General features: G+C 70.6%; 19 protein-coding genes. 7 read left to right on the top strand and 12 right to left on the bottom strand.

The features are described from left to right. Nucleotide 1: 1 nt before the first annotated feature. Genes C1704_RS09860 through C1704_RS09875 form a run of 4 tightly spaced genes read right to left on the bottom strand, consistent with a single transcriptional unit; the run spans nt 2 to nt 3,871 of the window. A complete protein-coding gene (locus tag C1704_RS09860; protein ID WP_104302554.1) occupies nt 2-550 on the bottom strand; it encodes a chalcone isomerase family protein in 549 nt (182 codons plus the stop codon). Continuing rightward, nucleotides 547-1,782 carry an SAM-dependent methyltransferase gene (locus C1704_RS09865; RefSeq protein WP_104302555.1) on the bottom strand — a complete coding sequence of 412 codons (1,236 nt, stop codon included), beginning with the start codon at nt 1,780-1,782 and terminating at the stop codon, nt 547-549. The genes C1704_RS09860 and C1704_RS09865 overlap by 4 nt, the downstream gene beginning before the upstream one ends. Continuing rightward, on the bottom strand, nt 1,779-2,558 hold the full coding sequence (locus C1704_RS09870) for a DUF1365 domain-containing protein (protein ID WP_104302556.1): 780 nt from the start codon (nt 2,556-2,558) through the stop codon (nt 1,779-1,781). Before C1704_RS09870 ends, C1704_RS09865 begins: the two co-directional genes overlap by 4 nt. Beyond that, nucleotides 2,555-3,871, bottom strand: coding sequence for an NAD(P)/FAD-dependent oxidoreductase (locus C1704_RS09875; RefSeq protein ID WP_104302557.1), 1,317 nt, complete (start codon nt 3,869-3,871; stop codon nt 2,555-2,557). Before C1704_RS09875 ends, C1704_RS09870 begins: the two co-directional genes overlap by 4 nt. Before the next feature lie 556 nt (nt 3,872-4,427). Here C1704_RS09875 and C1704_RS09880 point away from each other — a divergent pair. From C1704_RS09880 to sugE, 5 genes are all read left to right on the top strand, one after another. Further along, entirely contained in the window at nt 4,428-5,327 is a 900-nt protein-coding gene (locus C1704_RS09880; RefSeq protein WP_104302558.1) for a MerR family transcriptional regulator, read from the top strand. Between the two features lie 8 nt (nt 5,328-5,335). Next, nucleotides 5,336-5,494 (top strand): DUF2256 domain-containing protein, encoded by a 159-nt coding sequence (locus tag C1704_RS09885; protein WP_104302559.1) that lies wholly within the window; start codon nt 5,336-5,338, stop codon nt 5,492-5,494. Beyond that, entirely contained in the window at nt 5,494-7,041 is a 1,548-nt protein-coding gene (locus C1704_RS09890; RefSeq protein WP_104302657.1) for a cryptochrome/photolyase family protein, read from the top strand. The genes C1704_RS09885 and C1704_RS09890 overlap by 1 nt, the downstream gene beginning before the upstream one ends. A 52-nt stretch (nt 7,042-7,093) precedes the next feature. Further along, entirely contained in the window at nt 7,094-7,966 is an 873-nt protein-coding gene (locus tag C1704_RS09895) for a ferritin family protein (RefSeq protein ID WP_104302560.1), read from the top strand. 112 nt (nt 7,967-8,078) lie between these two features. After that, nucleotides 8,079-8,393 carry a quaternary ammonium compound efflux SMR transporter SugE gene (gene sugE / locus C1704_RS09900; protein ID WP_104302561.1) on the top strand — a complete coding sequence of 105 codons (315 nt, stop codon included), beginning with the start codon at nt 8,079-8,081 and terminating at the stop codon, nt 8,391-8,393. A gap of 4 nt (nt 8,394-8,397) precedes the next feature. On the opposite strand, the gene C1704_RS09905 is transcribed toward sugE, so the two are convergent. The 3 genes from C1704_RS09905 to glnE are packed head-to-tail and all read right to left on the bottom strand — an operon-like array spanning nt 8,398 to nt 12,472. Next, entirely contained in the window at nt 8,398-9,051 is a 654-nt protein-coding gene (locus tag C1704_RS09905; protein ID WP_104302562.1) for a glutathione S-transferase, read from the bottom strand. A 59-nt stretch (nt 9,052-9,110) separates the two neighbouring features. Next, nucleotides 9,111-9,746, bottom strand: coding sequence for a rhombosortase (gene rrtA / locus C1704_RS09910; RefSeq protein ID WP_170064668.1), 636 nt, complete (start codon nt 9,744-9,746; stop codon nt 9,111-9,113). After that, nucleotides 9,722-12,472, bottom strand: coding sequence for a bifunctional [glutamate--ammonia ligase]-adenylyl-L-tyrosine phosphorylase/[glutamate--ammonia-ligase] adenylyltransferase (gene glnE / locus C1704_RS09915; protein WP_104302564.1), 2,751 nt, complete (start codon nt 12,470-12,472; stop codon nt 9,722-9,724). The genes rrtA and glnE overlap by 25 nt, the downstream gene beginning before the upstream one ends. A 201-nt stretch (nt 12,473-12,673) precedes the next feature. Here glnE and C1704_RS09920 point away from each other — a divergent pair, with 201 nt between their 5' ends. Together C1704_RS09920 and C1704_RS09925 are read left to right on the top strand one after the other, a co-directional pair. Continuing rightward, on the top strand, nt 12,674-16,678 hold the full coding sequence (locus C1704_RS09920) for a YhdP family protein (protein WP_170064669.1): 4,005 nt from the start codon (nt 12,674-12,676) through the stop codon (nt 16,676-16,678). Nucleotides 16,679-16,701: 23 nt separating this feature from the next. Next, nucleotides 16,702-17,529 (top strand): carbon-nitrogen hydrolase family protein, encoded by an 828-nt coding sequence (locus C1704_RS09925; RefSeq protein WP_104302566.1) that lies wholly within the window; start codon nt 16,702-16,704, stop codon nt 17,527-17,529. Here the strand turns inward: C1704_RS09925 and C1704_RS09930 are convergent, their stop codons facing one another. The 5 genes from C1704_RS09930 to C1704_RS09950 all read right to left on the bottom strand — a co-directional run bounded on the left by C1704_RS09930 (nt 17,530) and on the right by C1704_RS09950 (nt 20,162). Continuing rightward, entirely contained in the window at nt 17,530-18,054 is a 525-nt protein-coding gene (locus C1704_RS09930) for a hypothetical protein (protein ID WP_104302567.1), read from the bottom strand. Beyond that, nucleotides 18,051-18,521, bottom strand: a complete 471-nt coding sequence (locus C1704_RS09935) for a phage holin family protein (protein WP_104302568.1) — start codon at nt 18,519-18,521, stop codon at nt 18,051-18,053. The genes C1704_RS09930 and C1704_RS09935 overlap by 4 nt, the downstream gene beginning before the upstream one ends. A gap of 18 nt (nt 18,522-18,539) precedes the next feature. Then, nucleotides 18,540-18,932, bottom strand: coding sequence for an ElaB/YgaM/YqjD family protein (locus tag C1704_RS09940; RefSeq protein WP_104302569.1), 393 nt, complete (start codon nt 18,930-18,932; stop codon nt 18,540-18,542). An 80-nt stretch (nt 18,933-19,012) separates the two neighbouring features. Then, a complete protein-coding gene (locus C1704_RS09945; RefSeq protein WP_104302570.1) occupies nt 19,013-19,447 on the bottom strand; it encodes a response regulator in 435 nt (144 codons plus the stop codon). Between the two features lie 76 nt (nt 19,448-19,523). After that, nucleotides 19,524-20,162 (bottom strand): response regulator, encoded by a 639-nt coding sequence (locus C1704_RS09950; protein WP_104302658.1) that lies wholly within the window; start codon nt 20,160-20,162, stop codon nt 19,524-19,526. Between the last annotated feature and the right edge of the window lie 37 nt (nt 20,163-20,199).

A 20,199-nucleotide genomic window follows, 5' to 3' on the forward strand; every position in this document is an offset into this window, starting at 1 on the left:
GTCAGCGTTCGCCGGCGGCGGCGCCGATCAGGCGCTCGCGCAGGCGGGGCTCGGAGGTGCGCGGTGACAGCCAGATGCCGAAGAAGAGGCGCGCGAACTCCGCGTCCTCGATCTCGGCGGTGCGCTGGCCGTTGAAGTAGAAGCGTGCGCCCCGGCCGGGCAGGTGGATGCCCACCAGCCGGTCGCCGTCGGCGACGTTGGGGAAGGCGCGCTTCATCGCCTCCAGCCAGGCGCTGGCCTGGGCGTCGGTGAAGGAGCCCACGCGGCGCATCTCGGTGATCGAGCGTTCGGCGATGGCGGGGCCCTCAAGGCGGCGCAGGTAGTGCAGCGCCAGAGCGAGCGGGGCCTCGTCATATTGCCGCACATCCGCCTGCGGCGGCAGCCACAGGCGGGCATCGTAGACGCGCAGGCCGAGGAAGGTCATGCGGGCCTCGCCCTGCAACTTCACCTCCGGCAGGGCCCGTTGCACCTCGGGCGGCGGCGCCGGCACGGAGGCCTTCGCCCCCGACCCGACGAAGCAGCACAGCGCAAGGACGGCCCACAGCTTCATGGCTTCCTCAGGGTGAACTGGATGACGTCGGTGTTGCCCATGGCGAAGGCGGCCTCGCAGTAAGCGAGGTAAAACTCCCAGATGCGCATGAAGCGGGTGTCGAAGCCCAGCTTGCGCACCCGCGTGTCCTCGGCCAGGAAGCGCTCGCGCCAGCGGCGCAGCGTCTCGGCGTAGTCGGCACCGAAGGCCAGTTCGTTGACCACCTCCAGGCCGGCCTTGCGGGCGTGGGCGCGGAACTCCGTGGGGCTGGGCAGCAGGCCGCCGGGGAAGATGTACTGCTGGATGAAGTCGGTGCCGCGCACGTAGCGCTCGAACAGGTCGTCGCGGATGGTGATGCTCTGGATGCAGGCGCGCCCACCCGGCTTGAGCTGGCGGGCGACGGTGGCGAAGTAGCCGTCCCAGTATTCGCGGCCCACGGCCTCGAACATCTCGATCGAGCAGATGGCGTCGTAGGGACCATCGGCGATGTCGCGGTAGTCCTGCAGGCGCAGGTCGGCCTGCGGTGCGCGCCCCAGCGCGGCCAGACGAGCCTGGGCATAGGCAAGCTGCTCGGTCGAGAGCGTCACACCCGTGACGTGGGCGTCGAACTCGGTCACGGCCACCTCGGCCAGGCCGCCCCAGCCGCAACCGATCTCCAGCACGCGCTCGCCGGGGCGCAGCGCACATTCGCGCAGCGCGCGGCGCACCTTGGCTTCCTGGGCCTCGGTCAGCGAGCGGTTCAGGTCACCCTCGAACCAGGCGCTGGAATAGGCCATGCTCGGGTCGAGCCAGAGGCGGTAGAACTCATTGCCCAGGTCGTAGTGGGCGTGGATGTTCTTGCGGCTGCCTTCGCGCGAGTTGCGGTTGAGCAGATGGCGCACGCGGTAGAGCAGCCGGCCCCACCAGGTGCCGTACACCACGGATTCGATGTCGTCGCGGTTGGCGATGAACAGGCGGATCAGGGCCGGCAGGTCGGGCGTGGTCCAGTCGCCGGCAATGTAGCTCTCGGCAAAGCCGATGTCGCCGGACTTCAGCGCCAGCGCGCAGACATTCCAGTTGCGCAGCCGGATGGCCGCGCGCGGGCCCTCGGGCGTGCCGAAGTGGGCGGTGCTGCCGTCGGGCAGTTGCACGTCCAGGCTGCCGTGGCGCAGGTGCGCCATCATGCGCAGCACGGTGCGTGCTGCGGCCGGTGCCGAGGGCGGCAGCAGCTTGGCGAGTTGTTCCACCGGGGTGGTTGTGGTCGTGTGATTCATCGGGTCACCAGGGAATCGGGCGGTTCGGGCTTGGTGAAGAAAGGCACGCGCTTGGCCCACAGCTTCAGTGCCTGCCAGTGGATGCGTGCGATCACGCCCACGCTCATCAGCGGGTGGCCGAAGAAGGCGCGGCGCAGGCTGGAGCGCGTGACCGGCTCCAGCACCCCGCTCACGCTGGTCAGCAGCAGCGGGCCTTGCGCGTCGTCATGGTCGATACGCGCCACGGTGCGGGCCAGATGCAGGCCGTCGGCCGGCGTGCGCAGGAAGCGGAAGCGGTAGCGCCCTTCCACCTTGCAGAAGGGCGAGACGTGAAAGACCTTGGTGGCCTGCAGTTCCCGGCCCCAGCCGAGCTGCGCGCCCGTCAGCAAGTAGCAGTGGCGCTCGCCGAAGGTGTTGTTCACCTCGGCCACGATGGCGGCCAGCGAACCGTCGCGGCGGTGGCAGTACCAGAAGCTCACCGGCTTGAACACATAGCCCAGCACCCGCGGGTAGGTGTGCAGCCACACCTCGCCGTCGGCGTCATCGATGCCCTCGCCGGCCAGCAAGGCCTCGAGCCAGCCCAGCGCATCGCCACGGCCATCGCCGTGGTCGGCATCGTGGAAGCTGATGAGGCCGAAACGGTTGCGCGGCAGGGCCGGGTCGGGCTGGCGGGCGAGGCTGCGCATGGGCAGCATCAGGAAGTAGGTGGCGTAGGCGAAGGCGTTGCGGGCCGGGCGCAGCCGCGTGTGGCGCACCTGGCCGAAGCCGATGAGCGCACGCGCCGGGTGGCTGCTCATGCGGCCACCTTCATCGGGTCTTGCTGCCAGCGCTCGAGCAGGCCTTGGGCCACGGCCAGGCCCGACTTCAGCCCATCCTCGTGGAAGCCATAGCCCGCCCAGGCACCGCAGAACCACACATGGCGCAGGCCCTGGATCTCGCCCAGGCGGCGCTGGGCCGCCACGGCCGAGAGGTCGAACACCGGGTGGGCGTATTCGTAGCGTCCGAGCACGGTCTCGGGCCGTGGCGAGCGCACCGGGTTGAGCGAGACGATCACGTCATCACGGAAAGGCAGCGGCTGGAGCTGGTTCAGCCAGTAGTGCAGGCAGACCGCACCGGCCTCGCGACCGGCATCTTCGGCGCGCTCGTAGTTCCAGGCCGCCCAGGCCTTGCGGCGGCGCGGCATCAGCGTGGTGTCGGTGTGCAGCACGGCCACGTTGGGGTGGTAGGCGATGGCGCCCAGCAGCTCGCGTTCGAGGGGCAGCGGGTCGTCGATCAGGGCCAGGGCCTGGTCGGAGTGGCAGGCCAGCACCACGTCGTCAAAGCGTTCGCTGCCGCGGTCGGTGCTGACGATCACGCCGCCCTCGCCGCTGCCCGGTGGCACGCGGCGCACCTGGCGCACGGGCGTGTTCAGCCGGGCGTCGGTCAGGCCCGCAAGGATCTTCGCGACGTAGTGCTTCGCGCCGCCGCGCACGGTGTGCCACTGGGGCCGGTCGCTGATCTGGATGAGGCCATGGTTGTGGCAGAAGCGGATCATCGTGCCGATGGGGAAGCGCAGCATCTGGCCGGCCGGGCAGGACCAGATGCAGGCCACCATGGGCAGGAAATACCACTCGCGGAACTCGGCGCCGAAGCGGTGGCGGTCGAGGAAGGCGCCGATGGGTTCGGCCAGGGCGGCGTCTTCGCCATGGCGTGCCAGCGCGGTGGTCAGGCGGTTGAAGCGCAGCAGGTCGCGCAGCATGCGCCAGAAGGCCGGGCGCCACAGGTTGCGGCGCTGGGCGAAGACGGTGTCGAGGTTGTTGCCGCTCCATTCCAGGTCGCGCCCCGGCAGCTGCACCGAGAACGACATGTCCGACGCCGCGGTCTCCACGTGCAGCTCGGCGAAGAGCTTGACCAGTTCCGGGTAGGTGCGGTGGTTGAAGACCAGGAAGCCGGTGTCCACGCCGTGGGTCACCGGCTGGCCGGACCGGTCGGGCAGCGTCACGTCCACCGTGTGGGTGTGGCCGCCGAAATAGTCACCGGCCTCGAAGAGCGTGACCTCAGCGTGGGGGGCCAGCCGATGGGCCGCAGCCAGGCCCGAGATGCCCGAACCGACGATGGCAATGCGTCGCATGGCGGGCCTCAGTGGCACAGGCCGCGCCGCCCGGGACGGGCGGGGGCGGGAGAAGACAAAGGTGCTGCGAAGCGCCCCGAGACGAAGGAGGGAGGGAGGGAGGAGGAGGAGAGACGCCTCGGGATTGCAGCCGGACAACCCGGCAGTCTTCGCAGCACGAAAAACGGGGGAGTGGGCCTCAGGCCCCGGCGAACGGCCTCCACCTCACGCCAGATCGCCACCTGCAGCTTTCGACGGCCCCGCACGCGGGAAGTTCCCCCATCGGGCATAGGGCGTGCGACAGGTGTCGGGCGGCGAAGGAGAAGAGGGTGGGGCACGCTTTGAACTCCTTAGTTCCTATTGTGACTAAACGGTACAATTTTGCATCTTTCCGTTCAAGATACCACGACTTGGTCAGGGTCTTGGGCTGAACAGGCCCACATGAGCGCCTGGATGCAGGAAAGTGTCCTGGTCAAATCATTGGTATAAGTTCGATAATACGGCCATGTTTGCTGACAAGCAATTATTTGTCATGGACAAAAATCCTGTTTCTCTTCCCAGAGCCAGCGACGGTGTGATGTCCTCGATCGCATCGGTCGAGCGCGACACCGGGCTGAGCAAGGACGTGCTGCGCATCTGGGAGCGCCGCTATGGCTTCCCCCGCCCCTTGCGTGACGACGTGGGCGAGCGGGTCTATCCGGCGGATCAGGTGCACAAGCTGCGGCTGCTGCACCGGCTGATCGGCGCGGGCCATCGCCCCGGCCGTCTGATGGATCGTTCGGTCGAGGAGTTGCAGGCGCTCGTGGACCGGCCGCGAGCGGCGCCTGCGCGGATGATGGGCGCCGACGCCGAGATCGACCGCTGGATGGAGCTGCTGGCGCGGCACGAGGTGGCCGCCTTGCGCCGCGAACTGCCCCAGGCCCAGTTGCGGCTCGGCCTGGCCCGCTTCGTGGTCGACAAGGCCCTGCCCTTCACGGCGGCCGTGGGCGAGGCCTGGATGCGCGGCAGCCTGCAGGTGTATCAGGAGCACGTGTTCTCCGAGGTGATGCAGGGCGTGCTGCGCCAGGCCATCGCCAGCGTGCCGGCTCCCGAGCCTGGCGCCCAGCCGCGTGTGCTGCTGACCACCTTTCCGAATGAGCCGCATGGCCTGGGGCTGCTGATGGCCGAGGCGCTGCTGGCGCTGGACGGTTGCGACTGCCTCTCGCTGGGCGTGCAGACGCCCCTGGGCGACATCGTCCAGGCCGCCCGGGCCCACGACTCGGACGTGGTGGCTCTGAGCTTTGCCTCGGCGCCGGGCCGCCGGCTGGTGCACGAGGGGCTGGCCGAGTTGCGTGCGGCACTGCCCGAGCGTGTCCAGATCTGGGTGGGCGGCTTGCACCGCTGGCTCAGCCGCCACCCGCAGCCCGGCGTGGTGTCGCTGGCCAGCCTGTCGGACCTGACGCCAGCCGTGGCGGCCTGGCGCGCACCTCAGGAATGAGCCGGGCCATGCCGGGCTACCAGGGCAACAAGCAGGCCCTGCCCCACAAGCCCTGCGCGCAGTGCGGCCGACCGATGAGCTGGCGCAAACGCTGGGCCAAGGTCTGGGAGGAGGTGCGCTATTGCAGCGATCGCTGCCGTCGCGACGCGAAGCGCAGCGCGGCGTGATGGGCGGACGCATCCTGCTGGTCCTGGGTGACCAGCTCGCCACCGATCATCCGGCCCTGACGGCGCTCGACGCTGCGCGCGACCGGGTGCTGATGATCGAGACCGCCGGCGAAGCCACGGCCGTGTGGAGCCACCAGGCCCGCATTGCGCTTTTCCTGTCGGCCATGCGCCACCACCGCGATGCCTTGCGCGCCCAGGGCTGGACGGTGGACTACCTCGACCTGGACAGCGAGCCCCCTGACGCGCCGGCCGGACTGGACCACCGCCTCGCCGAGGCTTTGCAACGCCTTCGGCCCTCCGAGCTGTGGGTCATGGAGCCGGGCGAGTGGCGCATCGAGCAGCTCCTGGAAACCACGGCCGCCCAGGCTGGCGTGCCGCTGCGCTGGTGGGCCGACCCGCACTTCCTGTGCACCCGCGAGCGTTTCGCCCGCTGGGCCCAGGGTCGCCAGCAGCTGCGTATGGAGCACTTCTATCGCGAGATGCGCCGCGAGCACCGGGTGCTGCTCGATGCCCAGGGCCAGCCCGAGGGGGGCACATGGAATTTCGATGCCGACAACCGCCAACCCTACCCGAAAGGCGGCCCGGGGGCGATCCCGCCGCCCGCCTGGTTCCCGCCCGATGGGATCACCCAGGAGGTGCTGGCGCTGGTGTCCAGGCGCTTTGCCAACCACCCCGGCTCGCTCGCTCATTTCGCCTGGCCGGTCACGCCCGACCAGGCGCGTGCGGCGCTGCGGCGCTTCATCGAACACCGCCTGGTAGGCTTCGGCCCCTACCAGGACGCGATGTGGACCGACACGCCCTGGGGCTGGCATTCGCTGCTGTCGTCCAGCCTGAACCTGCACCTGCTGGACCCGCGCGAGGTGATCGCCGCGGCCGAGGCCGCCTACCGCGAGGGGCGTGCCCCGCTGTCCGGCGTGGAGGGCTTCATCCGCCAGATCCTGGGCTGGCGCGAATTCATCCGCGGTGTGTACTGGCTGGACATGCCGGGCCTGCGCCAGGCCAACCACTACGACCACCACCGGGCGCTGCCGGCCTGGTACTGGACGGGGGCGACCCGCATGGCCTGCCTGCGCGACGCCCTGACCCAGACCCTGGCCCATGGCTACGCCCACCACATCCAGCGCCTGATGGTGACCGGCCTGTTCGGGACCCTGGCCGAGATCGAACCCCGCCAGGTCAGCGACTGGTACCGGGCGGTCTATGTGGATGCCGTGGAGTGGGTGGAAAGCCCCAACACCCTGGGCATGGCCTTGCACGCCAACGGCGGGCGCTTCACCAGCAAGCCCTATGTGGCCTCGGGCGCCTACATCGACCGCCAGAGCAACCTGTGCAAGATGTGCGAATATCGCCCAAAAGAGAAAACCGGGCCCCGTGCCTGCCCTTTCACCACTTTGTATTGGTACTTCCTGGACAATCATCGGTTGGCGTTGCGCGCCAACCCCCGCACCCGGCCGATGACGATGCACCTCGACCGCTGGAGCGAGGACGAGCGCCAGGCCCTGCGCGAGTCGGCGCTCGAGCGGCTGCACCGTCTCGACGAACTCTAGCCGCTCCGTTCGCCATGCATCACCGACTGGACCCAGCCTGACAGGAACCGACATGCTGTACCCCGAGCTTTTCAAGCAACTCGAAGCCGTGCGCTGGAACATGGACCGCGACATCCCCTGGGACCAGTTCGACGCGTCCAGGCTCAGCGAAGAGCAGGCCCAGACGATCAAGATGAATGCCATCACCGAATGGGCGGCGCTGCCGGCCACCGAGATGTTCCTGCGCGACAACCGCGACGACAGCGACTTCTCGGCCTTCATGAGCGTGTGGTTCTTCGAGGAGCAGAAGCACTCGCTGGTGCTGATGGAGTACCTGCGCCGCTTCCGCCCCGACCTCGTGCCCACGGAAGAAGAACTGCACGAGGTGCGCTTCGAGTTCGACCCGGCGCCTGCGCTGGAAACCCTGATGCTGCATTTCTGCGGCGAAATCCGGCTGAACCACTGGTACCGGCGCGCTGCCGAATGGCACACCGAGCCCGTCATCAAGGCCATCTACGAAACGCTGGCGCGTGACGAGGCCCGCCATGGCGGGGCCTACCTGCGCTACATGAAGCGTGCCATCGGCCGCTTCGGCGACGAAGCCAAGGCGGCCTTTGCCAAGGTGGGGGTGCTGATGGCCAGTGCCCGCCGCACGGCGCAAGCCCTGCATCCCACGAACCTGCACGTGAACGCCAAGCTCTTCCCGCGTGACACCGTGCAAAGCCGCCTGCCCAACCCCGAGTGGCTGGAGCGCTGGCTCGACCAGCAGATCAAGTTCGATGCCGTGTGGGAAACCAAGGTGGTCGAGCGCATCCTGCACAACATGAGCCTGCTGATGGAGCGCAGCTTCCAGAGCGTGCAGGAGCTCAATCGCTTCCGCAAGGAACTGTCCGCCCGGCTGGCTGCTGCGGGCCGCGCCGAGGGTGGCGCGCCCCAGCCTGCCTGAGCCGTCCCTCCACGCGCGACGACCCTCGATCGTCTGGGTGGTTGCGACGCAACAGCCGGCCTGTGGGCCGGCTTTTTCCTACCATGGCGGCCTTTCCACAGGGAACGTCGCCATGTCCTGGACCTTGCTCTTCATTGCCGGCCTCTTCGAGGTCGCCTGGGCCATTGGCCTGAAGTACACCGAAGGCTTCAGCCGCTTCTGGCCCTCGGCCGGCACGGTCACAGCCATGGTCATCAGCGTGCTGCTGCTGGGCCTGGCCATGCGCGAGCTGCCCGTGGGCACGGCCTATGCGGTGTGGACCGGCATCGGCGCGGTGGGCACCGTGATCCTGGGCATCGTGCTCTTCGGGGACAGCGCCTCGGCCCTGCGCCTGGTGTGCGTGGGCCTGATCATCGTCGGCATCCTGGGGCTCAAGCTGGTGAGCTGAGCCCTCAGGAGGTCTTTGCCGTCAGGCGCCGCTCCTGGTCGGCCTTGCGATCGGCCGCGACCTTGCGGGCACTTTCACGTTCGCCGACGAGCTTCACGTAGGCCTTCCAGTCGATGCCGTGGGCGGCCACGAGGTCCTCGCCCAGCACGGACTTGGTGGCCAGCGCCACCAGCGGCAGGTGCACGTAGGCGGCGCAATCGGCCTGGGTGAAGTGGTCCCCGGCCACATAGGGCGCGAACTGTGCGAGTTGCTTGAAGCCGACCAGGTGCTTGTCGAGCAGGGTGCGCACGCGCTCGCGGTTCTTCTCGCTCGTGGTGCCGCCGAAGAAGGCCTGGCCGTAGAGTTCGCGCGCCACCAGTTCCAGGTGCAGGTCGAGGAAGATCGTCAGCTCGCGCACCTTGGCGCGCTGCCAGGGGTCGGCCGGCAGCAGCGGCGGGTGGGGCCAGCGCGTCTCGATGTAGTCCATCAGCGCTTCGCTCTCGCAGATCACGCCGTGCTCGGTGCGTGCGAAGGGCACCTTGCCCAGCACGGAGCCGGCCGCTTTCGCGGGCTCGCCCGTACCGACGCCCTCCTCGATGAAGGGGATGCCCTTTTCCAGCAGGGCCAGCTTGACCTTGTTGTAGTAGTTGGACAGGGGGAAGCCGCACAGCACGAACATGGAAGTCTCCGTCAGGGGTGGGGGTCAGGACGCAGTGCAAACCGGATGGGCGCGGCGCGCTATCGCCTTGGCGACACGGCGGCGGCCCATCGTGCGTGGATCGCCAGCAGCAGGGCGGCACTGGCGGCCCCCGCCACCACGCCGGCCGCATGGGCGCCCACGGCCACGGGGAAGTCCCAATCGGCCGAGGCCTGGACCGCCCCACGCCAGGGCGCCTCCAGAATCACCTTGGCCAGCAGGGCGAGCCCCAGCCCGGCGCCCAGGCCCCGCCAACCCGGTGCGGCGCGCAGGAGCAGTGTCACGGCCGCCACGGCCACGCCAGCGTGCAGGACACCTGACAGGCCCAGGTAGTGGTGGGGTCGGGCGGCCAGCCACAGCAGCGCATGGGTGGTGGGCCAGGCCAGGGCCCAGGCGGCGGTGGCCTGAACGGGCAGGCGGGCCTGCCAGCCCAGGGCGCCGAGCAGCAGGACACCCGCCAGATTGGCGCCCAGGTGCCAGGTGCTGAAATGGACCAAGGCGGCACTCCAGCAGCGCCACAGCTGCGCCGGCGCCTCGCGGCGCCAGGCCAGGGCCTCCGTGGCGGGTAGGCCGGCCGCTTCCGCAGCGGCCACCAGCAGGGACAGCGCGGCGGCCAGCGCCGCCAAGGCGGCCCAGGCGACGCCGGGCCGGGTCAGGCGCCGAAGACCTCGTGCCACAGGGCCAGCACGGCATCGCGTTCGCGCGCCAGCGCTTCCGGGGGGAATTGCGTGGCACGCTCGTCCAGGCGGGCGCGGTGCTGGGCGCGGCGCAGCTCGCGGTAGGCATCGGCCGCCGCCTGGCCCACACCGGGCGACAGCAACCCGGCGGCTTCGGCACGCTGCAGCAGCGCGATGTTGCCCACGTCGTCGCGCAGTTCGGGGTGCGTGGCGCCGTGGGCCAGGACGAGGCACTGCACGGCGAACTCGGCATCCATCATCCCGCCTGCGCTGTGCTTCACATCGAAGAGACCGGCCTTCACCGGGTGGGCTTCGCGCACCTTGGTGCGCATCGTGCGGATCTCCTCGCGCACGGCGGCGGCGTCGCGCGGCGCAGCGATCACATCGCGCCGCACCTGTTCGAATCGTGCGCCGATGTCGGGGGCCCCGGCACAGAAGCGCGCCCGTGTGATGGCCTGATGCTCCCAGGTCCAGGCGGTGTTGCTGCCGCGGCGCTGCTGGTAGGCCTCGAAGGAAGCCAGCGAGGTCACGAGCAGGCCCGAGTTGCCGTTGGGGCGCAGGGCGGTGTCGATCTCGAAGAGCTCGCCGGCACTGGTGCGCAGCGTCAGCCAGGTGATGAGCTTGCGCGCGAAGGCGGCATAGGCCTCGGGGGCGCGCTCGTCCTCGTCGTCGAAGAGGAAGACGAGGTCGAGGTCGCTGCCGTAGCCCAGCTCCTTGCCGCCGAGCTTGCCGTAGGCGATGACGGCAAAGCGTGGCTGATCGGCGTGGCGCTGGCGCAGGTGGGGCCAGGCCCAGCGCAGGGTGCATTCCACGGTGGCGTCGGCCAGGGCCGAGAGGTCGTCGGCCACCTGCTCGACGGTGATGTGGCCCTCGACGTCGCGCACCAGGGTGCGGAAGACCTCGGCGTGGTGGGCCCGGCGCAGGGTGTCGAGCAGGGCCTCTTCGTCGGCCTGGCCCGAGCGAGCCCAGGCTTCGTGGCGCTGCTCCAGGTCGTGCACGAAGCTGGCAGCGTCGAAACGGGTGTAGATCAGGCGCGGGTCGGCCAGCTCGTCGATCACGCCGGGGTAGCGCATCAGGTAGCGCATGGGCCAGCGGGCCAGGCCGAGCAGGCGCAGCAGGCGCTGCTGCACCTCGGGGCGCTCGACCAGCATGGCGATGTAGCTCTCGCGGCGCAGCAGCGGCTCGAGCCAGTCGACGAAACGGAGGGCGGCCTCGGCCGGGCATTCGCCCTGCGTCACCCGTTGGGCGGCCCGCAGCACCAGCTTGGCCAGGCGCTGCTTGCTTTCGTCGCGCAAGGCGGCGATGCGCGGATGCTGCACCCACGGACGCACGCGCTCGGCGAGCGCCTCGGGCAAGCGCGCGGCAAACGCCTCGCTGTCCAGCGCCGGGGGCGGTTCGCCGCAACCCTTGCAGCCATTGGCCTTGGGGGGCTGGCCGTCGTGGAGCAGGGCGTCGAACTCCAGCGCCACGAACTCGCGCACTTCGAGCAGGCGGTCCATCAGCTCGCAGGCATCGGTGGTGCAGGCCAGACCCAGGCTGCCGGCGATCCAGCGCAGGTCCTCGTCGCCGGTGGGCAGCTGGTGGGTCTGCTGGTCGTCCAGGTACTGGATGCGATGCTCGACCTGGCGCAGGAAGACGTAGGCCTCGGCCAGCCGGGTGGCCGTCTCGGGCTTCATCACACCCACCTGGGTGAGGCGTTCGAGCGCGCGCAGCGTGGAGCGCGTGCGGATCTCGGGGAACTGGCCGCCCCGCACCACCTGCAGCAACTGCACGATGAACTCGATCTCGCGGATGCCGCCGCGCGAGAGCTTGACGTCGTTGGCGCGCTCGGGCCGGCCGGCGGCGCGGCGCGCGGCCTCCTCGCGCACCTTGCGGTGCAGGCCGCGCAGTCCTTCGAAGACGCCGTAGTCGAGGTAGCGGCGGAACACGAAGGGGATGACCACGTCGCGCAGCTGCAGCGCCCGGCCCGAAGCCACCGAGGCGTGCGGCGCCACGACACGGCTCTTGAGCCAGGCGAAGCGCTCCCATTCGCGCCCCTGCACGAGGAAGTACTCCTCCAGCATCGCCAGGCTCACCACGGGCGGCCCGGAATTGCCATTCGGTCGCAGGGCCAGATCGACGCGGAAGACGAAGCCGTCCTCGGTGGTATCACCGATGAGCGTGTACAGGCTGCGCGCCACCTGCGAGAAGTACTCGTGCGCCGAGATGCGTCCGGCCCCCTGGGCGTTGCCGGCCGTCGTGCCGGCTTCCTCGTAGACATAGATCAGGTCGATGTCGGAGGACACGTTGAGCTCGCGTCCGCCGAGCTTGCCCATGCCCACGACCCAGAAGTCGATGCGCTCGCCGGCGTCGTTGAGCGGGGCGCCGTGGCGCTCGTCCTGCTCGGCCAGGGCGGCGGCCAGGGCCACGTCCAGCGTGACTTCGGCCAGCGCCGTCATGGCCTGGCCGATGTCGGGCATGGAGGCCGACTGTTCGACATCCATCACTGCCAGGCGTTCCAGGGTGAGCTGACGGGCCTGTCGCAAGGCCGCGGCCAGCGGCAGGCCCCGGGCCTGCAAGGCCTCGATCAGGGCGCCGATGCGCTGCGCATCGGGCAGCCCCGGTGCCAGCAGGCCCAGCTGCTGGTCGTAGCGTCTGCGCACCCGCTGCACGAAGCGGGAATGGTCCGCCCGCACCCGGGGCGTGGCGGCGGGGCTACCCTCCGTGACAACTTCGTTGAAACCCATGGCCAAAACGACGGTCTGAACCCTTGCCTGTGCTAGATTGAGCAAGCACCGTCGAACAGGGTGCCTGACGCCCGAGCGCCTGCGGGCGCATACCGGCCCGGCAGGGGCTGTTTCCGTTGTTGTGTCCCGGCTGCCGCGATCGCGCCCATGAATTCCCCCGTGTTGCCTCCCCGGTCCCCATGGCCCCGACGAGCCGGGCGGGTGGCCCTGCGGACGTTGATGGCGGTGGCGATCGGGGCCGTGGGCCTCATGCTCGTGGCGTGGATGGTGATGCTGTGGGCGATTCTGCCCCGAATCGACACCTGGCGTGCGCCCATCGAGCGCGCAGCCACCCAGGCATTGGGGCTGCCGGTGCAAATTGGCCACATCCGTGCGCAATCTCACGCCGGCACGCCATGGTTCGAGTTCACCGATGTGCGTCTGCTCGACGCCGACGGCCGCGAAGCCCTGCGCTTGCCCCAGGTGCGCAGCACCCTGTCCTGGTCCACGCTGTGGCATGCCCGTCTGAGACTGGGCCGGCTGGAGCTGCAATCCCCCGAACTCGAGGTGCGCCGTGACCCGGAGGGGCGTCTGCATGTGGCCGGCCTGGGCTTGACCTCGGGCGGCACCTCCGCCTCTCCCGAGGCGCTCGACTGGTTCATCTCGCTGCCCGAGTTCCTGGTGCACGACGGCCGGGTGCGCTGGGTGGACGAGCAGCGCGGCCTGCCCCCGCTGGCGCTGGACGACGTGGACGCCGTGATGCGCAACAGCGGTGCAGGGGCTCGCCGCCACGAGTTCCGGCTCGACGCGACCCCTGTGGCCGGATGGGGTGAACGGTTCTCGCTGCGGGCCCGATTCACCCAGCCGCTGCTGACGCGGGCATCGGACCGTTCGCAGTGGAGCGGCCAGGCCTACGCCGAACTGCCCCGCGTGCAGCTGCGGGCCTTGCAGGATCACCTGGGCTGGCCCACCCGCCTGGACGGTGGCGAGGGCAGCGTGCGGGCCTGGGCCGATCTGCACCAGGGCCGCTGGCAGGGCCTCACGGCCGATCTCGACCTGACCGAGGTTGTGGGTCGCCTCGACGGGGCCCCCGAGGCCCTGGACCTCGCGGCCTTGCGGTTGCGCCTTGTGTATCAGCACGAGGGCGAGCAGCATCGCCTGGCCCTCCAGGAGTTGTCGGTCCTGCCCCGCGCCGACGCCGACCCGTCGCAGGCCCTGCTGTCGGCGGGGCTGCCTCGGGCACTCCAGGCGGGATGGCGCAGGGAAGTCCTTGCCGACGGGTCTTCGTCGCTGAGCTCCGGTGAGGTGCAGGTGCCCCAGGGCGACCTGGCGGCCGTCGCCTGGCTGGCGCGACGCCTGCCACTGGGCGAGGGGGTGCAGCACGGCCTGGCCCAGCTCCAGCCTGCCGGCGAGGTGGAGGGCCTGCGGTTGCAGTGGCACGGGCCCTGGCAGGCGCCCGACCGTTACACCGCCCGCGGCCGGCTCAAGGGGCTGAGCCTGGCGGCACAGGACCACGTCGGCACCGGTGTGGGCCGGCCGGGCCTGCGCGGCGCCACGCTCGACTTCACCGCCCATGAGCGTGGGGGCGAGGCGATGCTGCGCATCGAGAAGGGGGCCGTGGTCTTTCCCGGCGTGTTCGACGAGGCCGAAGTGGCGCTCGACCAGCTGCAGGCGCGCCTGGACTGGACCCTCACACCGGACCCCTCGGGCCCCTCGGTCGAACTGAAGGTCAGCGAGGCGCAGTTTTCCAACGCGGACGCCCAGGGGTCCTTCGAAGGGCGCTGGCATACCGGCGCGGACGCGGGCGTGGGCCGCGGCGCACGCCTGCCCGGCGTGCTCGATCTGCAGGGACGACTCGACCGCGCCGATGCCACCCGGGTCTGGCGCTACCTGCCGCGCCAGCTGCCGGCCGACGTGCGCGACTACATCCGCCATGCGGTGATGGCGGGGCGAGCGCAGGAGGTGGACTTCCGCGTGCGCGGCGACCTCTGGGATTTCCCCTATGCGCCGGGACAGCCCGGCGAGTTCCGCATCGCCGCCCAGGTGCAGGACGCCAGCTTTGCCTACGTGCCCACGCGCGCGGGCTGGACGTCTCCATGGCCGGCCTTCACGCATGTGCAGGGCGAGCTCGTCTTCGATCGCCAGTCCATGCACATCCGCCATGCCCGTGCCCGGCTGTTCGGTTTCGAGCTCACCGGTGTGGAAGGCGGCATCGCCGACCTCGCCCATGCCCCGGTGCTGCAACTCTCCGGCGCCGGCACCGGCCCCTTGGCGGATGCCCTGAGGTTCATCAACGACACCCCCGTGGGCGGCTGGACGCACCATGCCCTGGCCGATGCCACCGGCAGCGGCCCAGCCCAGTTGCGCCTGTCGCTACAGCTGCCGCTGGACGACATGGAGCGCGCTCGCGTGCAGGGCCGGGTCACATTGGCCGGCAACGACCTGCGGCTGCGCAAGGACACGCCGCTGCTGGCCCGCACGCGCGGCGAGGTGAGCTTTTCCGACCAGGGGTTCGCCGTGCACGGCGCCACGGCGCGCGTGCTGGGCGGTGAACTCCAGTTCGAAGGGGGCACCGCGCCAGACGGCAGCGTGCGCTTCGAAGGCCGCGGCACGGCCACGGCCGAGGGCCTGCGCGAGGTGCGGGAACTGGGCCCTTTGCCCTATCTGGCAGAACATCTGTCTGGCCAGGCGGCCTACCGCATGAGCTTCGGGGTCGTGCAGGGGTGGCCGGAACTCACGCTGACGAGCGATCTCAGCGGCCTCGCGTCGGCGCTGCCGGAGCCGCTGGGCAAGCCAGCCGCGCGGGCCTGGCCCCTGCGGGTGGTGATGGCGCTGGATCCCGACAGCCTCGCGCCGGGCCGCTCGCCGCGTGACTCGGTGCGTGTGCAACTGGGTCAGGAACTGTGGCTGCACTACCGCCGCGCGCTGGACGAGGGCAGTGCCCCCCGCGTGCTGGCCGGCGCCATCGGCGTGGGCGAGATCCTGCCCCTGCCGGCGTCGGGGGTGCGGGCCCGCGTGGTCCTGCCCCGGCTGGATCTCGACCGCTGGCGCGCCGTGGCGGCCAGCTTCGAGGCCGGGCTCGATGCCGACGATGCCACGCCGGGCGGCTACGCCCCCGACCGTGTGGAGCTTCGCAGCCCGCAGGTGCAGGCGGCCGGGCGCGCCTTCCAGGGGGTGCGCCTGCAGGGTGAACGACTGGGTGACGGCTGGCGCGGCACCCTGAGAGCCGATCAGCTCGAAGGTCGTGTGGAATGGCAGCCCGGCGCCAACGGCGGTCGGCTGCTGGCGCGGCTCAGCCGTCTGAGCCTGCCCGGCGGCGCTTCGGAAGCCACCGAGGCGCTGTGGCAGAGCGAGCCTCGGCGGCCCGCCCCGGCCCTCGACATCGAGGTCGAGGACCTGCGCTGGGGCGATCGGCGCCTGGGCCGGGTCGAAGTGCAGGCCACCAGTCGCCTGACGGGCGAATTCCATGAATGGCGCCTGCAGCACTTGCGGGTCAGCGGCCCGCAGGCCCGGTTGCACGCGAGCGGGTCGTGGCTGGCCGTGCGGGGCGGGGTGGCCGGGGCGGCTCCCCGCACGGAGCTGGACTTCGAGCTCGACGTGGCGGACAGCGGGGAACTGCTCAGCCACTGGGGACAGCGCGGCGTGGTCGCTGGCGGCAAGGGCCGCGTCACCGGCCAGATCGGCTGGCAGGGCTCGCCGCTCTCACCCGAACTGGCCAGTCTGTCCGGCCAGATGCGCGTGGATGTGGAACGCGGCCGCTTCCTCAAGGCCGACCCCGGCGCGGCCCGCCTGGCCAGCGTGCTGAGCCTGCAGGCCCTGCCGCGGCGGTTCATGCTCGATTTCAGCGACGTCTTCCGCGAGGGCTTCGTCTTCGACGATTTCGGCGGCGACGTGCGCATCACCAACGGTGTGGCGCGCACTGAAAACCTGCGCATGCGCGGTGTGGCGGCAGCTGTGCTGATGGAAGGCCAGGCCGACCTGCGGGAAGAAACCCAGGACCTGCGGGTCGTCGTGGTGCCCGAGATCAATGCCGGCGGCGCCTCGCTCGTCTATGCGGCCATCAACCCGGCCGTGGGCCTGGGCACCTTCCTCGCCCAGCTCTTCCTGCGCAAGCCCATGATCGAAGCCAACACCCGGGAATTCCACGTCACCGGTTCCTGGGCCGATCCCCAGGTCGATCCCGTGCCCCGACAGAGTGCCGCCCCGCCCCGGCCCGCCGGCGGCTGACCCCTCTCGCACCCGGAGGAAACATGCGCATCGCCGCCGTCCAGATGGTCTCGTCCACCGACCCGGCCCACAACCTGGCTCGCGCCCTGGACCTGATCGCCCAGGCCGCACGCCAGGGTGCCGAGCTGGTGGGGCTGCCCGAGAACTTTGCCTTCATGGGCCGGGCCGATCACGACAAGCTGCCCCTGGCCGAAGCCGAAGGCGAGGGCCCGCTGCAGCAGGCCCTGGCCGGTGCGGCGCGTGAGCATGGCGTGTGGCTGCTGGGCGGCAGCCTGCCGCTGCGCACCGACGACCCGCAGCGCGTCACCAACACCAGCCTGGTCTTCGACCCGCAGGGTCGGCAATGTGCCCGCTACGACAAGATCCACCTCTTCCGCTACGAAGAACACGGCCCCGACGGCCACAAGTTCTACGACGAGGGGGTGGTGCTGAGGGCGGGCGAGCGGCCCGTGGCCCTGGACGTGCAGCCGCGCCAGGGGGCGCCGCTGCGCCTGGGCCTGAGCATCTGCTACGACCTGCGCTTCCCCGAGCTGTACCGCGCGCTCATGCGCCCTGCCTGCGACCTGATCGCCGTGCCCTCGGCCTTCACCCACACCACGGGGCAGGCTCACTGGGAAGTGCTGCTGCGTGCCCGCGCCATCGAAAACCAGTGCTATGTGATGGCGCCGGCGCAGGGCGGCCGGCACGAGAACGGCCGGCGCACCTTTGGCCACACGATCCTCATCGATCCCTGGGGCGAGGTGCTGGCCCGGGTGGAAGAGGGCGAGGGGGTGGCCGTGGCCGAGATCGACCGGGGCCTGATCGACCAGGTGCGCCACCGCCTCCCGGCGCTGGCACACCGGCGGCTCTGATCAGAAAAACGGCGAGTCGTCCGCCGGCGGCCGCCGGCTGGTGTCGCGCGGCCAGGGGGGTGGGCGGCGCGGGGCGCGGGGCGGCCGGGGGCGGCTCAGCCACAGCCCCACCAGGGGCATCAGGGGCTGCAGCCAGGCCAGACCCTCGCGCATGCCGCGCAGGAAGCCGGTGGCGGCCCGGGCGGCGGACACCGGGGCTGCGCCCAGCCGGCGTGGACCGGCCACCAGCACGAGGGCCGTCACCAGCGCGCCGATGGCCAACGAGCCGGGGTTGCTCATCACCCAGCGCACCAACTGGCTGCGCGGGAACTGCCCTGAAAAGCGCGGGTGGGCGGGCCAGTCGGCGTCTCCCGGCGCGAGGTCGGTGTCGCTGGGTGCATCGCGGTGGCGCGGTGCCGACGCCGGCCGGGGCGCCACCAGCGCACGCAATTGCACCCGCTGGCGGGCCATGCGCAGCAGCAGCAGCTCACGTTCGGCATCGCGCCGGGCCTGCTCGGCCGGGTCGTGGCGGGGCGGGGGGCTCATGGTCGGGGCGCGTCGTCAGGACCTTCGGGGGCCGGGGGCGGCTCGGAGGGGACTTCGGGCGCGGCGTCGTCGCGCATGCGTCGCAGGGTGTCCAGGTCGGCGGCGAGTTCGCGCTTGAGCAGGGCAAACGACTGGTCGCCCTGCTGCATCAACCGTTGCACCTGCAGCACCACCAGCGCCAGCGCCAGGCACAAGAGCAACGCCACACCAGCCGCTGCCGGGATGCGCCAGGCCGTGTCCCAGGCGGCGATGATCACCAGCACGCCAAGGAAGCTCACCGCCAGCCCACCCAGCCAGACGGCCGACAGGAGAGCCACGAGCAGCCGGGCCAGCCGGCGCTTCTCGTCCTCCCACTCCAGGCGGGCCAGGGCCACCCGGTCGGCGGCGACCTCGGCGCCCAGCGCAACACCGCGGCGCAGCCGCTCGACCAGGGCGTCGATCTGGGGGGCGAGCAGCCGCGCCAGCATGGAGCCGACCACCGGGCGTCAGCGGCGGGCGATCAGCACGCCCACCAGCAGCCCGGCCAGCGCGGCGATGCCGGCCACCTTCCAGGGCTCTTCGTGGGCATATTCGTCGGCCACCGCCGCCGTGTGGCGCACGCGTCGGCTGATGTCGTGAGACGCATCGGCCACGGCTTCGCTGGCGCGGTGGAAGGACTCCTGCAGCTTTTCCTTCAGCGCCCGCACCTCGGGCAGGTCCCGCACGGCCGGGTTGGACATCAGCTCGGCCAGATCAGCCTTCAGGTCGGCCCATTCGCGCTCCAGGGTGGTGGCGCTGTCCTGGGCGGCATGGCTCACCCCACGGGCCACCCGGCGGGCAGCCTGCCCGGTGCGTTCGGCGGCGGCAGCAGCAGCTTCGGTGGTGGAATTGACAGACATGGCGTTCTCCTGTGGTCAGCAAAAGAGGCGACGACCCATTCTAGGCAGGGGCATCGGAAGCGGGTGAGGGTCGCAGCGGCTCATGGGGTCTTCCCTGGATGGTCGGGTTGACGCAGCGCATCCAGGGCCAGGGCCACGCGGTCGAATTCGTAGGACTTGTCGAAGAAGTGCTGCACCCCCAGGGCGGCGCAGCGTTGGCGCGCGGCCCGGGTCGCGGTGTTGGTCAGCACCATCGTCAATGGGCGGGGTTGCATCTGCTGCAGCACTTGCAGCACCCCGAAGCCGCTGCCCTCGCGCAGCTGCAGGTCCACCACCACGGCATCGAAACGGTGGTCCTGCAAGGCGGCCACGGCGGCCGCCTCGGTGTCGGCTTGAACGGTGACGAGGAAGCCCTCGCAGCTGTGCACCAGTTCGACCAGGCGCTCACGGATCAGGGCCGAATCCTCGATCACCAGCACCGCGCGCACGCGGGGCGGCGTGCGGGCGGCGCTGAAGGTGGAGGGCGTGGCATTCATGGTATGGGAAGCCTACCCTGGTGGACCGCGCACGTCTGTAGGCGCGGGCCTACGTGCCCACCCCAGGGCTGCCGGGCTACTGGATCAGCCCGTTCTTGACGGCGTAGTAGGTGAGGTCGGCGTTGCTCGTGAGCTGCAGCTTGGTCAGCAGGCGTGCGCGGTAGGTGCTCACCGTCTTGACGCTGATGAAGAGCTCGTCGGCAATCTGGGTGACCGACATGCCCGACGCGAGCTTGCACAGCACCTGGAACTCCCGCTCGGACAGGTCCTGGTGGGCAGGGCCCGCGCCGGGCTGGTCGAGGCGGTCGGCCATGAGGTCGGCCACGACCGGGCTGAGGTAGCGCCGGCCCTGCAGCACCACCCGGATGGCTCGCAGGATTTCGTCGCTGTCGGCGTCCTTCTTCAGGTAGCCGTTGGCACCGGCGCGCAGCAGGTTGATCGCGTACTGCTCTTCCGGAAACGCGCTGACGATGAGCACCGGCACTTCGCCCAGGTGGTTGCGGATCAGCCGCAAGGTGTCCACGCCGGTGCGGTCGGGCAGCGAGATGTCCAGCAGCACCAGGTCCCAGGTGCCTTCGCGCAGCTGGGACAGGGCCTCGGCGCTGGTCGCGGCTTCGCCGCCGACGATGAGGTCGGGCTCGGCGTCGATCAGCTGCTTCAGGCCGGCGCGCACGATCTGGTGATCATCGGCCAGCAGGATGCGTTTGCGTTCCATGCGCAGGGATGGGAGCGGGGGGCGCCCAGTCTGGCAC

This window comes from Caldimonas caldifontis, assembly GCF_002930615.1.
In the GTDB taxonomy this organism is placed as follows: Bacteria; Pseudomonadota; Gammaproteobacteria; order Burkholderiales; family Burkholderiaceae_C; genus Caldimonas; species Caldimonas caldifontis.

What these genes read in the sequence shown, in the direction of transcription:
- C1704_RS09950 (WP_104302658.1), bottom strand. Translation starts at nt 20,162, where the DNA reads ATGGAACGCAAACGCATCCTGCTGGCCGATGATCACCAGATCGTGCGC.
- sugE (WP_104302561.1), top strand. Translation starts at nt 8,079, where the DNA reads ATGTCCTGGACCTTGCTCTTCATTGCCGGCCTCTTCGAGGTCGCCTGG.
- C1704_RS09880 (WP_104302558.1), top strand. Translation starts at nt 4,428, where the DNA reads ATGTCCTCGATCGCATCGGTCGAGCGCGACACCGGGCTGAGCAAGGAC.
- C1704_RS09905 (WP_104302562.1), bottom strand. Translation starts at nt 9,051, where the DNA reads ATGTTCGTGCTGTGCGGCTTCCCCCTGTCCAACTACTACAACAAGGTC.
- glnE (WP_104302564.1), bottom strand. Translation starts at nt 12,472, where the DNA reads ATGGGTTTCAACGAAGTTGTCACGGAGGGTAGCCCCGCCGCCACGCCC.
- C1704_RS09930 (WP_104302567.1), bottom strand. Translation starts at nt 18,054, where the DNA reads ATGAGCCCCCCGCCCCGCCACGACCCGGCCGAGCAGGCCCGGCGCGAT.
- C1704_RS09890 (WP_104302657.1), top strand. Translation starts at nt 5,494, where the DNA reads ATGGGCGGACGCATCCTGCTGGTCCTGGGTGACCAGCTCGCCACCGAT.
- C1704_RS09945 (WP_104302570.1), bottom strand. Translation starts at nt 19,447, where the DNA reads ATGAATGCCACGCCCTCCACCTTCAGCGCCGCCCGCACGCCGCCCCGC.
- C1704_RS09895 (WP_104302560.1), top strand. Translation starts at nt 7,094, where the DNA reads ATGCTGTACCCCGAGCTTTTCAAGCAACTCGAAGCCGTGCGCTGGAAC.
- C1704_RS09885 (WP_104302559.1), top strand. Translation starts at nt 5,336, where the DNA reads ATGCCGGGCTACCAGGGCAACAAGCAGGCCCTGCCCCACAAGCCCTGC.
- C1704_RS09860 (WP_104302554.1), bottom strand. Translation starts at nt 550, where the DNA reads ATGAAGCTGTGGGCCGTCCTTGCGCTGTGCTGCTTCGTCGGGTCGGGG.
- C1704_RS09865 (WP_104302555.1), bottom strand. Translation starts at nt 1,782, where the DNA reads ATGAATCACACGACCACAACCACCCCGGTGGAACAACTCGCCAAGCTG.
- C1704_RS09870 (WP_104302556.1), bottom strand. Translation starts at nt 2,558, where the DNA reads ATGAGCAGCCACCCGGCGCGTGCGCTCATCGGCTTCGGCCAGGTGCGC.
- C1704_RS09940 (WP_104302569.1), bottom strand. Translation starts at nt 18,932, where the DNA reads ATGTCTGTCAATTCCACCACCGAAGCTGCTGCTGCCGCCGCCGAACGC.
- C1704_RS09935 (WP_104302568.1), bottom strand. Translation starts at nt 18,521, where the DNA reads ATGCTGGCGCGGCTGCTCGCCCCCCAGATCGACGCCCTGGTCGAGCGG.
- C1704_RS09925 (WP_104302566.1), top strand. Translation starts at nt 16,702, where the DNA reads ATGCGCATCGCCGCCGTCCAGATGGTCTCGTCCACCGACCCGGCCCAC.
- C1704_RS09875 (WP_104302557.1), bottom strand. Translation starts at nt 3,871, where the DNA reads ATGCGACGCATTGCCATCGTCGGTTCGGGCATCTCGGGCCTGGCTGCG.